Origin of the sequence: Paracoccus maritimus, assembly GCF_025195095.1 — a bacterium.
In the GTDB taxonomy this organism is placed as follows: domain Bacteria; phylum Pseudomonadota; class Alphaproteobacteria; order Rhodobacterales; family Rhodobacteraceae; genus Paracoccus; species Paracoccus maritimus.
In genome coordinates, this window is sequence record NZ_JANAVZ010000001.1 from 136,267 (window position 1) to 149,534 (window position 13,268).

Annotated in this window: 15 protein-coding genes; 11 read left to right on the top strand and 4 right to left on the bottom strand. The window is 65.5% G+C overall.

From position 1 onward, the window contains the following. Positions 1-18: 18 nt before the first annotated feature. From MU516_RS00670 to MU516_RS00680, 3 genes are all read left to right on the top strand, one after another. Positions 19-1,005 (top strand): ABC transporter substrate-binding protein, encoded by a 987-nt coding sequence (locus MU516_RS00670; protein WP_260275293.1) that lies wholly within the window; start codon positions 19-21, stop codon positions 1,003-1,005. A gap of 61 nt (positions 1,006-1,066) precedes the next feature. Further along, the gene (locus MU516_RS00675) at positions 1,067-1,780 is read left to right on the top strand and encodes an ABC transporter permease (protein WP_260275718.1); all 714 of its coding nucleotides are present in this window, start codon (positions 1,067-1,069) and stop codon (positions 1,778-1,780) included. Continuing rightward, positions 1,770-2,372, top strand: a complete 603-nt coding sequence (locus tag MU516_RS00680) for an ABC transporter ATP-binding protein (protein ID WP_260275294.1) — start codon at positions 1,770-1,772, stop codon at positions 2,370-2,372. The genes MU516_RS00675 and MU516_RS00680 overlap by 11 nt, the downstream gene beginning before the upstream one ends. A gap of 31 nt (positions 2,373-2,403) precedes the next feature. Here the strand turns inward: MU516_RS00680 and MU516_RS00685 are convergent, their stop codons facing one another. After that, positions 2,404-3,090, bottom strand: a complete 687-nt coding sequence (locus tag MU516_RS00685; RefSeq protein WP_260275295.1) for a response regulator transcription factor — start codon at positions 3,088-3,090, stop codon at positions 2,404-2,406. A gap of 135 nt (positions 3,091-3,225) precedes the next feature. On the opposite strand from MU516_RS00685, the gene ribA reads away from it, so the two are divergent. Both ribA and MU516_RS00695 read left to right on the top strand, forming a co-directional pair. Next, a complete protein-coding gene (ribA, locus tag MU516_RS00690) occupies positions 3,226-4,284 on the top strand; it encodes a GTP cyclohydrolase II (RefSeq protein ID WP_260275296.1) in 1,059 nt (352 codons plus the stop codon). Next, positions 4,281-4,799: a L,D-transpeptidase family protein gene (locus MU516_RS00695; protein WP_260275297.1), complete on the top strand. Its 519-nt coding sequence runs from the start codon at positions 4,281-4,283 to the stop codon at positions 4,797-4,799. The genes ribA and MU516_RS00695 overlap by 4 nt, the downstream gene beginning before the upstream one ends. A gap of 9 nt (positions 4,800-4,808) precedes the next feature. On the opposite strand, the gene MU516_RS00700 is transcribed toward MU516_RS00695, so the two are convergent. Further along, positions 4,809-5,462, bottom strand: a complete 654-nt coding sequence (locus MU516_RS00700; protein WP_260275298.1) for a YggS family pyridoxal phosphate-dependent enzyme — start codon at positions 5,460-5,462, stop codon at positions 4,809-4,811. Between the two features lie 71 nt (positions 5,463-5,533). Further along, positions 5,534-6,502, bottom strand: coding sequence for a porin (locus tag MU516_RS00705; RefSeq protein ID WP_260275299.1), 969 nt, complete (start codon positions 6,500-6,502; stop codon positions 5,534-5,536). On the opposite strand from MU516_RS00705, the gene MU516_RS00710 reads away from it, so the two are divergent. The 6 genes from MU516_RS00710 (at position 6,501) to MU516_RS00735 (ending at position 12,622) form a co-directional block, all read left to right on the top strand. After that, entirely contained in the window at positions 6,501-6,737 is a 237-nt protein-coding gene (locus MU516_RS00710; protein ID WP_260275300.1) for a hypothetical protein, read from the top strand. The two genes, MU516_RS00705 and MU516_RS00710, sit on opposite strands and share 2 nt — an antisense overlap. A 35-nt stretch (positions 6,738-6,772) precedes the next feature. Further along, positions 6,773-7,246, top strand: coding sequence for a DUF3576 domain-containing protein (locus tag MU516_RS00715; protein ID WP_260275301.1), 474 nt, complete (start codon positions 6,773-6,775; stop codon positions 7,244-7,246). Between the two features lie 94 nt (positions 7,247-7,340). Then, the gene (leuS, locus tag MU516_RS00720; protein ID WP_260275719.1) at positions 7,341-9,881 is read left to right on the top strand and encodes a leucine--tRNA ligase; all 2,541 of its coding nucleotides are present in this window, start codon (positions 7,341-7,343) and stop codon (positions 9,879-9,881) included. Further along, positions 9,868-10,389: an LPS assembly lipoprotein LptE gene (gene lptE / locus MU516_RS00725; protein WP_260275302.1), complete on the top strand. Its 522-nt coding sequence runs from the start codon at positions 9,868-9,870 to the stop codon at positions 10,387-10,389. The genes leuS and lptE overlap by 14 nt, the downstream gene beginning before the upstream one ends. After that, on the top strand, positions 10,386-11,414 hold the full coding sequence (holA, locus tag MU516_RS00730; RefSeq protein ID WP_260275303.1) for a DNA polymerase III subunit delta: 1,029 nt from the start codon (positions 10,386-10,388) through the stop codon (positions 11,412-11,414). The genes lptE and holA overlap by 4 nt, the downstream gene beginning before the upstream one ends. Positions 11,415-11,422: 8 nt before the next feature. Beyond that, positions 11,423-12,622: a BaiN/RdsA family NAD(P)/FAD-dependent oxidoreductase gene (locus MU516_RS00735; RefSeq protein ID WP_260275720.1), complete on the top strand. Its 1,200-nt coding sequence runs from the start codon at positions 11,423-11,425 to the stop codon at positions 12,620-12,622. A gap of 52 nt (positions 12,623-12,674) precedes the next feature. On the opposite strand, the gene MU516_RS00740 is transcribed toward MU516_RS00735, so the two are convergent. After that, positions 12,675-13,262, bottom strand: coding sequence for a glutathione S-transferase family protein (locus MU516_RS00740; RefSeq protein ID WP_260275304.1), 588 nt, complete (start codon positions 13,260-13,262; stop codon positions 12,675-12,677). Positions 13,263-13,268: the final 6 nt, after the last annotated feature.

Consider the following 13,268-nt stretch of genomic DNA (forward strand, 5'->3'; position numbering starts at 1 on the left):
ATGGGGAGGAAATCTGTCATGTTTGCTGCGCGCATGGTCGCGGCGCTTTTCAGCGTGTTCCTGGCGTCTGCGCTGGGCGGGCCGGGGCGGGCACAGGATCAAAGCCTGCCAGAGATCACCGTGGGTGCGCTGCAGAATGGCACCGTCACCTGGGAATTGCAGACGATCATGGATCAGGGACTGGATCGCGACAACGGCTTCCGGCTGCGCGTCCTGCCGCTGGCCGGGAATCCAGCCACCCAGATCGCCATGAACGGCGGCGAGGTCGACAGCATCGTGTCCGACTGGCTATGGGTGGCACAGAACCGTGCGAGGGGCGCGGACTTCACCTTCCTGCCCTATTCGACGGCAGTCGGCGGGCTGGTCGTGCCGGCTGACAGCGACATTGCCGGACCCGACGATCTTGACGGCGGCAGGATCGGGATCGCGGGAGGTCCGGTCGACAAAAGCTGGCTGATCCTGCGTGCCTGGTATCGCCAGCAGTCCGGTGCCGATCTGGCGGATGTGACCGAACAGGTCTTTGGCGCACCGCCGGTGATCCAGAACGCCGCCGAAACCGGTCAGGTCGATGCGGCGGTCAATTTCTGGCACTATCTGGCGCGGATGAAGGCGGGCGGCATGCGCGAGGTGATCGATGTCGCACAGGCGGCAGGCGATCTGGGGCTGGATCCGTCCACGCCGCTTCTGGGCTATGTGCTGCGCGACAGCTGGATCGAGGACAAACCAGAGCTGGCGCGCGGCCTGGCCCGCGCCTCGCGGCAGGCCAAGGACATGCTGGCACAGGACGACGCCCTTTGGGATCGGCTTCGTCCGATCATGGACGCCGCAAACGATGCCGAGTTCGCGGCGCTGCGCGCGGGATGGCGGGCGGGTATCCCGCCTGCGGGCCCGGTCGATGCCGCCAACGCACAGGCCATGTTCGCTGTCATGGCGGAACTGGGCGGAGAGGAGCTGACCGGCGGCCTCAGCCGACTGCCCGACGGGGTGTTCTGGTCGGGTGATTAGCGGACGGCGACATCGGAAGTCTGGCACCGGCGCTGTGCCGGGCATCCTGTCGCTGGTGGCGATGCTGGTGCTGTGGGTGGTGGTTGCCCGGATCTCGGACGACCCCCGGACCATGCCCGGCCCCGAGGCGGTGGCGATGCGCCTGTGGCAGATCACCGTGACGGGCGAATTGTGGTTCCACGCCGGAATGACCCTGTTCAGGGTGCTTGCCAGTTTCGCACTGGCGATGGCGGTGGGGGTGGCGCTGGGGCTGTGGATGGGACGGTCGCGGACAGCCGATCAGTGGCTCAATCCGGGGTTGGTCATCGCGCTGAACGTTCCGGCGCTGGTCATCATCGTGCTGGCCTATATCTGGATCGGTCTGAACGAAGTCGCGGCGATCCTGGCCGTGGCATTGAACAAGATTCCCGTGGTGACGGTGATGCTGCGCGAAGGCACGCGTGCCCTGCGCCCGGATCTGGACGACATGGCGACGGCGTTTCGCATGTCGCGTGCGGCACGATTGCGCCATGTGGTTATGCCGCAGCTTGCGCCGCATGTCGCGGCGGCGGCACGGGCGGGGATCTCGTTGATCTGGAAGATCGTCCTTGTGGTCGAGTTCCTTGGACGTTCGAACGGCGTCGGCTTCAAGATCCACCTGCTGTTTTCCAGCTTCGACGTTGCCGGCGTGCTGGCTTGGGCGCTGGCCTTTGTCGCCGTCATGCTGGCCATCGACATCGTCGTGTTGCGCCCGTGGGAGGCACGGCTAAGCCGTTGGCGTCGCGATGAGGATTGATATTCAGCGAAAATCCTTTGGCGGATCCGATGTGCTGGGACGGCTTCGGCTGGATATACGTCGCGGGCAGCGGATCGCCGTTCTGGGGCCGTCGGGGGTCGGGAAATCCACTTTGCTGCGGATCATCGCCGGTCTTGACCGTGACTTTCCGGGCAGCGTCGGCGGGGACGAACGTCTGTCGGTGGTGTTTCAGGAACCGACCCTGCTGCCATGGCGGCGGGCGCTGGACAACATCACCATTCCGACCGGCTGCGATCTGGCGCTGGCCAGCGACCTGTTGAAACGGGTCGGCCTGCAAGATCAGTTGGATCGGTTTCCCCGGCAGATGTCCTTGGGGCAGCAGCGCCGGCTTTCTCTGGCGCGCGCCTTTGCGGCCCGCCCCGACATCCTGCTGATGGACGAGCCCTTCGCCAGCCTTGATCCCGACACGGCGACACGGATGATCGACCTGACCGGGGATCTGCTGGATCACAGCGGCGCCGGGCTGATCCTGGTCACGCACGAAGCCCGCGAACCGGTGCGGCTGGCGGCGCGGCCGCTGCTGCTGCGCGGCGATCCGGCAACGCTGCACGAGGACGGGCAAACGATCTGAGCGCCGCAAATCCCCGTGCAGTTCTGCCCGGTCAGGCGACCAGACGGTATCCGCCCGATTCAGTCACCAGCAGGCGTGCGTTCGAGGGATCGGGCTCGATCTTCTGGCGCAGCCGATAGATATGGGTCTCAAGCGTATGGGTGGTCACGCCGGCGTTGTAGCCCCAGACCTCGTGCAGCAGCACATCGCGCGGCACCACCCCGTCCTGCGCGCGATACAGGAATTTCAGGATGTTGGTTTCCTTTTCGGTCAGCCGGATCTTGCGTTCCTTTTGATCGATCAGCATCTTCATCGCCGGCTTGAACGTATAGGGCCCAAGCTGGAAGATCGCGTCCTCGGACTGCTCATGCGTGCGAAGCTGCGCGCGCAGGCGGGCCAGCAGGACCGGAAACTTGAACGGCTTGGTCACATAATCGTTGGCGCCCGCGTCCAGCCCCAGGATCGTGTCCGCATCCGTGTCGTGGCCGGTCAGCATCACGATCGGACATTTCACGTTCAGCTTGCGCAGCTTCTTGCACAGCTCGCGCCCGTCCGTGTCGGGCAGGCCGACGTCCAGGATCACCAGATCATAGATCGCATTCTTGCTGGCCTCGACCGCCTCGGCGCCGTTGCCTGCCTCGATCACGTCGAAATCGTCGGTGGCGACCAGTTGTTCGGCCAAGGCCTCGCGCAGGTCTTCTTCGTCATCGACCAGCAGGATTTTTTTCAGTCCGGGCATACTTGCCTCCTTTGCCTCACTTGCGCAAAGGAGTGGGGTCACACCCGGCCGCCGTCCAGCGACATGTTGAAATTCTCACATGGAGTTGTCGGAAAAAGCCACTATGTTTCAATTTGTTTCAATCCCGCGCGAGTCATGAGCCTTATCCCCACCCTTGCCGAAACCGTTTCCCGCGCCCGCGCCGATCTGCGCATGGGCCTGCCGGTGATGATCGGCGGTCATCTGGCGGCGGCGGTCGAGACGTTGTCCTCGGCACGGCTGGAGGACATGCGGCGGCTGGGTCGGCCGGTTCTGGCGATCACCCAGCGCCGCGCGGAAACCCTGAAGGCGCGTGCATATGATGACGGGCTGGCGCGGGTGCAGGTGCCACAGGACGCGGATCTGCCATGGCTGCGCGCGCTGGCCGATCCCGCGAATGATCTGCGCACGCCGATGAAGGGGCCGCTGTTTACCGACCGGGACGGGGATCCGACGCCGCATATGGCCGCGCTGGCGCTGGCCAAATCGGCGCAACTTCTGCCCGCCGTTCTGGTCGTGCCCGCTCATGCGCCCGCCGGGCTGACGGTGCTGGCGCCGGGGCAGGTGCTTGCGCAGCTGGCGGGCGAGGCTGCGCTGGCTCCGGTTGCGGCTGCGCGCCTGCCGCTGCTGTCGGCGGAACATTCGCGCCTGCACATCTTCCGGCCCGATGATGGCGCCGCCGAACATTACGCCATCGAGATCGGCGATCCGCCGCGCGACCAGCCGGTTCTGGCGCGGCTGCATTCGGCCTGTTTCACGGGCGATGTGCTGGGCAGCCTGAAATGCGACTGCGGCCCGCAGCTGCACGCCGCGCTGGACGCGATGGGGCAGGCGGGGGCAGGGGTGCTGCTGTATCTCAACCAGGAAGGGCGCGGCATCGGTCTGGCCAACAAGATGCGTGCCTATGACCTGCAGAATCAGGGTTTCGACACGGTCGAGGCCAATCACCGCCTGGGATTCGAGGATGACGAACGTGACTTCCGGATCGGCGCGGCCCTGCTGAAGCGGATGGGCTTTGCGCAGGCGCGGCTGATGACCAACAACCCGCGCAAGGTCGCGATGATGGAAAACCACGGGATCGAGGTGACGCAGCGCGTGCCGCTGATTACCCCGCGCAATCGCTTCAACACCGGCTATCTGGACACCAAGGCCGAGAAATCCGGGCATCTGCTGTGAGGCCCGATGATCTGGTCCTGACTCCGCAGGGCATCCGCTTTCTGGGCCGCCTGTTTCCCTGCAGCATCGGCAAGGGCGGCCTGTCCACGGCCAAGCGCGAAGGCGACGGGGCGACGCCCACCGGATTCCACCGCATCACCGGGCTGTGGTACCGGACCGACCGGCTGGCCCGTCCCGCAGCCTGGGCGCGACCGATCGGCCCCGGCGATCTGTGGTGCGACGATCCACGCCATCCCGCCTATAACCACCACGTCCGTGCGCCGCTGTCTGCCAGCCATGAACGCCTGCGCCGCGCCGATCCGCTTTACGATCTGATCCTGACCTCGGACTGGAACTGGCCCGACGCCACGCCGGGCCGCGGTTCGGCGATCTTTCTGCATCAATGGCGGCGTCCGCGATACGGAACCGAGGGCTGCATCGCCTTCGCACGCGCAGACCTGATCTGGATCGCCACGCGTGCAGCACCCGGAACGCGCCTTGTCGTGCCGGCTTCCTCCTTGTCCAAATACCGCTGAAGCGGCGACTCAGCCGTAATCGCGGGCACCGAAAATGGCTGAACCGACGCGGATATGCGTCGCACCCTCGGTGATCGCGGTTTCGAAATCCGCGCTCATCCCCATCGACAGCAGCGCCAGCCCGGACTGTTCGGCCAGCTTGCGCAGCAGGCGGAAATGCGGAACGGGATCCTGATCCTCGGGCGGGATGCACATCAGCCCCTCGGGTGACAGGCCCAGATCACGGCACTGTTCCAGGAACCCCGGCAGTTCCGCAACGGGAATTCCCGCTTTCTGAGGTTCGTCCCCGGTATTGACCTGGATGAACAGTTGCGGGGTTCGGCCCTGTTCGGCGATCTGGTGGGCCAGCTTGCGGGCAAGGCTGATCCGGTCCAGCGTGTGAATGGCATCGAACAGCTCGACCGCTGCCTTGGCCTTGTTTGATTGCAGAGGCCCGATCATGTGAACCGACACGCCCGCGAAGCGCTGGCGCCAGTCGGGCCATTTGCCCTGCGCCTCTTGCACGTAATTCTCGCCGAAGGTCCGGTGGCCCGCGTCCAGAACGGCCGTTACGCGTTCCGCGGGTTGCACCTTGCTGACCGCGATCAGCGTCACCGACCCGGCCTCGCGTCCGGCGGCGCGTTCTGCCGCGGCGATGCGGCTTTTGATGTGATCCAGTTCCATGCGCGCAGAAGACAAAAAGAAAAGAGCGGGCGCAAGGCCCGCTCTTTCCATAAGACTTGGTTCCGATTGGATCAGAACTCGAAGCGAACGCCCATGTCGGCGGTCACGTTCTCGCTGTAGTCACGCTGCAGCGAGGCACCCAGACGCGCACCGCCCAGATCGTAGTTCACACCGATACCGAACGCATTGTCGGTTTCGTTGCTGTCGCGGTTGTTGTTCGCGACATAGGCTTCGATGTTGGTCATGCCATCGGCCAGGGTGTAGTCGCCATACAGGGCGAAGGTCTGGCCAACGGCGCCGTATTCGCTGTCGTCTTCATCGTTGGTGTCGATGTAGTTCAGGCCGACACGAGCGTTCGGCATGACGGCATAGCGCGCACCGACGAAGAAGATGTCGTTGTCTTCGAAGCCAGCGCCATTCTGCGTGTAGGCGGCCGACAGTTCCAGAACGTCGTTCCAGGTATAGTCGACGGCAAGGCTGTATTCCTTGTCGATACCGGCAGGCAGGTCATTCGCTTGGTCGGGGTCGATCATCGAGCCCATGACAGTTGCGCCAGCGATTTCATATTTGGCGAACACACCAAGGCGATTGGACGTGTCGTTGTCGCTGTTGCCATATGGATCAGCGTCATAGGCGAAGAAGTCGCCAACCACACCGCTGAAACCAACCGAACGATCATAGGAACCAAGTTCGGTCGCGTACAGCAGGCCCGAGCTGTCCATGGCGGTCTCGGTGTTGCCGATTTCGACGGTCAGACCGTTCGAGGTCACCCACAGCTTGCCAGCGTTCAGTTGGCCGGAGTCGTCGCTGTTCTGGTCCCACTGGATGCGGAAGCGCGCACCGAAATCAACGCCCTGATCAGTCGAGGTCGCGGCGTCGATGTTCATCCGCAGACGCGAAATGACCTGCGATTCATTTACGCCCGTGTCGTTTTCGTAATAAATCACACCGGTACGACCGTAGCCCGAGATGGTCACGTCGGCAGCGGCGGCACCGGCGGTCAGAACCAGCGCGGTGGAGGCGATAAGAGCCTTTTTCATGGTGATGTTCCCTCTTGTCTCTCTGATGCCCAAACCGGAAGCCCGTCTTGGGTATGCAAACTGTATTCCCCCTTTCGACCTCGCGATGCAACGGATTCAGAACTTCGCCAATTTCTTTCGTGTTTTCTGTGATGCACAAGGGCCACACATTGCGGTCTGGCAGTTCCGGGAGGAAGAGGATTCCGGCCCCGCGCGCGCGGTAATGCGCTTGTGGCAGCAGGGCAATCCGCGCTAAAGCTGCGGGCAACACGATATACCCGGGGGACCCGCATGAAAACCGCACGCGCCGCGCACCTGATCGTTGCATCGACCCTTTGCATCGGGCTGGCCGCCTGTGGTGGCGATAACTCATCCGGCGGCCCAAATCTGGAATCCGATATGCGCCCGGAGGTTCGCGGGACGACGATTTGGGATCTGTTCGCCAACAACGAGAACCCGAACAATACCGTCGGCGTGAACAAGTATCTCTGGAATGCCAGCCTCGAAGTTCTGAACTTCCTGCCTGTGCAGTCTGTCGATCCGTTCACCGGGGTGATCGTGACCGGGTACGGCACGCCGCCCGGCGGCGGGCGCAGCTATCGCGCCACGATCAAGATCAGTGATCCGGCGCTGGATGCACGCAGCCTGAAACTGTCGCTGCAAGGGGCGGGGGGCGCGGCCGTCGCGCCGGGCACGGCCCGCGCGGTCGAGGATGCGATCCTGACGCGGGCACGGCAGTTGCGGATTCAGGACGGACGTTTGTGACCGCGCCGCGCTGAGGCGCGGCCTTCGGCCACTGGACCCTGCATTCGCCGCCGTATAAACGAAGGCGCGACGAATGATGCCCGAGGTTCAGAAGATGCCCTATGATCCCGCCACAGCCGAAGCCCGCTGGCAAAAGGCCTGGGCCGACGCCGGCAGCTTCACCGCCATCCGCGACCAGCGGCCCAAATACTACGTGCTGGAAATGTTCCCTTATCCGTCGGGGCGCATCCATATGGGCCATGTGCGCAACTACACGATGGGCGACGTGGTGGCGCGGTTCAAGCGGGCCGAGGGCTTCAGCGTGCTGCATCCGATGGGCTGGGACGCCTTCGGCATGCCGGCCGAGAACGCCGCGATGGAACAGGGCGGCCATCCGCGCGACTGGACCTATGCCAATATCGCGACCATGCGCGAACAGCTGAAGCCTCTGGGCCTGTCAATCGACTGGTCCCGCGAATTCGCCACCTGCGACGATGCCTATGTCGCGCAGCAGCAGGCGCTGTTTCTGGATTTCCTCGACGCAGGGTTGATCACCCGAAAATCGGCGCAGGTGAACTGGGACCCGGTGGACATGACCGTGCTGGCCAATGAACAGGTCATCGACGGCAAGGGGTGGCGGTCCGGCGCGGCGGTCCAGCGTCGCGAACTGACCCAATGGTTCTTCAAGATCAGCGATTATTCCGACGAATTGCTGTCGGCGCTGGACGGGCTGTCTGGCTGGCCCGACAAGGTGCGGCTGATGCAGGCGAACTGGATCGGCAAGTCGCGCGGGCTGCAATTCCGCTTCGACACCGTGGACGCGCCCGAGGATTTCGCCCAGATCGAGGTCTATACGACCCGCCCCGACACGCTGATGGGCGCAAGCTTCGTCGCGCTGTCGCCGGATCATCCGCTGGTCCGTGCGCTGGCCGCAGCGGATCCCGCCGTCGCCGCATTCGTCGAGGAATGCCGCCGCATCGGCACCACCGAGGAAGCCATCGAGACCGCGCCCAAGCTGGGCTTCGACACCGGGCTGACCGTTCGACATCCGCTGGACGCCGATTGGCAGCTGCCGATCTGGATCGCGAATTTCGTGCTGATGGATTACGGCACCGGCGCGATCTTCGGCAGCCCGGCGCATGACGAACGCGACCATGAATTCGCCACGAAATACGGCCTGCCCATCCGGGCCACCTTCGGCGAGGCGGGAATGACGCTGGAACAGGCCGATGCGATGGTCGCCAAGGCCCCTTATGTGCCGATGAAATCCGAACCCGTGACCTATGTGCGCGGCTTCGCGGGCGCGACCGACCAGACCGGCGAGGCCGCCGTGGACGCCGCCATCGCCCATGCCGAAGCTGCGGGCTATGGCGAGGGCGTCACCAAGTTCCGGCTGCGCGACTGGGGCATCTCGCGCCAGCGCTATTGGGGATGCCCGATCCCGGTCGTGCATTGCGACAAGTGCGGAACGGTCCCCGAGGCCAAGGAAAACCTGCCCGTCCTGCTGCCGCAGGATGTCAGCTTCGACCAGCCGGGCAACCCGCTGGACCGGCACCCCACATGGCGGCAGACCACCTGTCCGCACTGCGGCGGGGCGGCGCTGCGCGAAACCGACACCATGGATACCTTTGTCGATTCGTCCTGGTATTACGCACGCTTCACCTCGCCGGGCGCGGCGACGCCGACCGACCGGGCCGATGCCGACTACTGGATGAATGTCGACCAGTATATCGGCGGCATCGAGCACGCGATCCTGCACCTGCTGTATTCGCGCTTCTTCGCCCGCGCGATGGTCAAGACCGGCCATCTGCCGGACAGCGCGCGCGAACCCTTCGACGCGCTGTTCACGCAGGGCATGGTGACGCATGAGATCTACATGAGCCGCGACGACCGGGGCCGCCCGGTCTATCACCTGCCCGAGGATGTGACCGACGGGCGGTTGGCCGACGGCACGGAGGTCGAGGTGATCCCCTCGGCCAAGATGTCGAAGTCAAAGAAGAACGTCGTCGATCCGGTCAACATCGTCGAAAGCTATGGCGCCGATACCGCGCGCTGGTTCATGCTGTCCGACAGCCCGCCCGAACGCGATGTCGAATGGACCGCCGCCGGGGCCGAGGCCGCGCACAAGTTCCTGTCGCGCGTCTTTCGCCTGACCGAGGATGCCCCGGCCGGGGGCGGCGACGATCCTGATCTGACCCGAAGCGCCCATCGCGCCATCGCCGAGGTCACGAAATCCATCGAGGGATTCGCGTTCAACAAGGCCGTCGCCAAGCTTTATGAACTGGCCAATGCCGTCGGCAAGTCCAAGGCCGGGGGCGAATCGCGCAAGGCGGTTCTGCGGATCATGGCGCAGCTGATGGCACCGATGGTGCCGCATCTGGCCGAAGAGGTCTGGGCGATGGCCGGCGGGCAGGGGATGCTCGTCGATGCCGGCTGGCCCAAGGCCGACTCGGCGATGCTGGAGGACGACATCGTGATTCTGCCGATCCAGATCAACGGCAAGCGGCGGGCCGAGATCAGCGTGGCCAAGGACATGCCAAAGGATCAGATCGAGGCGATGGTGATGGCCGACGAGACGGTGCGCCGTTTCCTTGACGGCGCCGCGCCGAAGAAGCTGATCGTGGTGCCCGGACGGATCGTCAATGTCGTGGCCTGATCGCCCCTCGCGCCGCGCAGCGCTGCTGGGATTGCTGGTGCTGCCCGCAGCCTGCGGGCTGACACCGGTCTATGGTCCGGGCGGCGCGGGCACTCGGCTGTTCGGCAAGGTTCGGCCACGCGATCCCCAGACATTCCAGGATTTCAGCTTCAACCAGCGGCTGGCAGAACGGCTGGGACCTGATGGCGCCGCGATCTATGACCTGGATTACCGTCTCAGCGTCGGCGTGGTGCCGCAGGCGATCACGCCGGACGAGGTCACGACTCGCTATTCGCTGAACGGGACCGCGGATTTCGCGCTGACGGATGCATCCGGCGGCGTGCTGGCGCAGGGCCGTGTCAGCAGCTTCACGTCTTACTCGACCACCGGCACGACCATCGCCACGCTGGCTGCCGAAGGCGACGCGCGCGAAAGACTGGCGCGGATGCTGGCGGATCAGGTGGTCACGCGCCTGCTGGCGGCGGCGACAAGCTTGCCGGACACCCAGCCTGTCCGCCCCACGGAATGAACCTCAAGGGCGCAGAGATCGCCCGCTATCTGGCGCGGCCCGACCCGTCCCGACCGGCCTTGCTGATCTATGGCCAGGACGCGATGCGGGTGTCGCTGAAGCGCGCCGAGGCCGTCGCCGCGCTGACCGGCGCGAATGCCGAGGAAGAGATGCGCCTGAACCGGCTGGCAGGGGCCGGGCTGAGAAAGGATCCGGCCAGCCTGATGGACGCGATCAAGGAAGTGGGGTTCTTCCCCGGCCCGCGCGTCGTTCTGGTCGAGGACACGCCCGACAGTGCCGCCGATGCGATCGCCGCCGCGCTGCAGGAATGGCGGTCGGGTGATGCGGTGATCGTGGTGACCGCGGGCGGACTGGCCAAGTCATCGGCGCTGCGCAAGCTGTTCGAGCCGCACCGAGAGGCCGTCGCCGCCCCGATCTATGACGATCCCCCGGGCGAGGACGAGATTCGACGCTGGCTGCAAGAGGCGGGACTGAACGATGTCTCGCCCGAGGCGATGCGCGACCTGATCGCGTTGGCCCGCGCACTGGACCCCGGCGATCTGCGCCAGACGATCGAGAAGATCGGACTTTACAAATACGGTGACACGGCGCCGCTCACCCCGGCCGAGATCGCGTTGCTGGCGCCCGCGACCATCGAGGCCGATCTGGACGAGTTGCTGCATGTCGTCGCCGAAGGCCGGTCGGATCAGTTCGGCCAGTTGATGCGGCGGATCGAGGGCCAGGGGATCGCGCCGGTTACGCTGGCCATCGCGGCGCTGCGCCATTTCCGCGCGCTGCATCTGGCCGCGGCGGACCCGCAGGGTCCGGCTGCGGGTCTGTCGCGGATGCGCCCGCCGATCTTCGGGCCGCGTCGTGACCGGATGGCGCGGCAGGCGCAAGGCTGGGGCGTCGGTCCGCTGGAAGAGGCGTTGTCCTCGTTGCTGGCGACCGATCTGGCGTTGCGCAGTTCGTCCCGCGCCCCGCAGATGGCGCTGATGGAACGCGCGCTGATCCGTGTGTCTATGATCGCCCGGGGTCGCAGGTGACCGAAGCGATGGGCGCGCTGGTGATCGGCGCGGGTCCGGCCGGTCTGATGGCGGCCGAGGTCCTGTCTGCCGCCGGTCATCGTGTCGTGGTGGCGGAGGCGATGCCGACGCCTGCGCGGAAATTCCTGATGGCTGGAAAATCCGGGCTGAACCTGACGAAGGACGAGCCCTTGCCCGCCTTCGCCCGGCGTTTCGCCGTCGGCAGCGGGGGCTGTCCGCCCCCGCACCCCCAAGGATATTTCACCAAGGAAGAACACGCATTCGGACCCCAGGCCGTTCGTGCCTGGGCGCGGGGTCTGGGGGTCGATCTGTTTACCGGATCGACCGGGCGGGTGTTTCCGGTCGGCATGAAGGCCTCGCCATTGCTGCGGGCGTGGCTGGCGCGGCTGCGCGGCGCCGGGGTGGAGTTGCGGACGCGCTGGCGCTGGGTCGGGCTTGAGGGCGGCTTTTGTTTTGACACGCCCGAAGGGCAGCGCGTGCTGACGCCGCAAGTCGCCGTGCTTGCGCTGGGTGGGGCAAGCTGGCCGCGGCTGGGATCGGATGCCGGCTGGGTGCCGATGCTGCGGTCGGCGGGCGTTGGCGTGGCCCAGTTCCGGCCCGCGAACATGGGGTTTCGAGTCGATTGGTCGCCTCAGATGGCCCGGCATTTCGGCTGTGCGGTCAAGGGTACCGCGATCCGGGCGGATGGTCAGGTCAGCCGGGGCGAATGGGTGATTTCCCGGCAGGGGATCGAAGGCGGTGGCATCTATGAGGTCGCCGCCGCGATTCGCGACGGCGCGCGGGCCTGCGTCGATCTGGCGCCGGATCTGGATGACACCGTCCTTGCGGCACGATTCGGCCGTCCGAAGGACAAGCTGTCGGTCGGCAAATGGCTGCGTCGTATTCTGGGCGATCCGGTCAAGGTAGCCCTGCTGCTGGAATGGGGCCGACCCTGGCCCGATGACGCCCGGGCTTGGGCTGCGCGCGCGAAGGCGCTGCCTCTGAACCATCACGGACCGATGGGGCTGGACCGGGCGATTTCGTCGGCCGGTGGGATAGACTGGTCCGCGGTCACCGACGAACTGGAACTGCGTGCCTTGCCGGGCGTGTTCGCGGCGGGCGAGATGCTGGATTGGGAAGCGCCGACCGGCGGCTATCTGTTGACCGGATGCCTTGCGACCGGGCGAATCGCGGGTCAGGCGGCGGCGCGCCGTCTGGACGCCGCGTGACGGCGAAGGCTTCTGCTGGACAGTGCCCGTTGCCCGTCGGGCGCCATCGGCCTCAAAGCGCGGCGGCGCGCTGAAAAGCCGGTCGTTGCCGCATCCGGTCAAGGAAATCGGTGAGTCGAGTTTCGACGACCGGAAATCTTGCCGTCAGCGCCCAGGTCAGGCAATGCGCCAGGATCAGGTCGGGCACCGTCATCTTGTCACCCATCACGAAGGCGCCCTCGCCGATCCTGTGGACCAGGGTCTTCTGGCTGCGTTCGAATTCCCAGCGCAGCGTGTTCTTGATCGCGCTGAGGCGCATTTCCTCGGGCAGCACGAAGCTGTGGCGCGCAGCCAGCCAAAGCGCGGCGTCGAATTCGTCCAGCAGAAACTGCGTCAGGCTGTCCTGCCGGGCCCGGTCCAGCGTGCCGGCGGGATAGGTCAGATCGCCGTGACGATCGGTCAGATAGGTCAGGATGGCGGTCGAATCTGTGATCGGCGTGCCATCGTCGATCAGCACCGGCACCTTGCCGGCAGGATTGAAGGCCACCACGCCTTCGCCGTGGGGATTGGCGGGAACGTGGCGGTAGGGCTGACCCAGCTCTTCCAGAAGCCACAGAACGCGGAAAGCGCGACTGTTCGATGTGCCGATGACGGTGTACATGCGCGC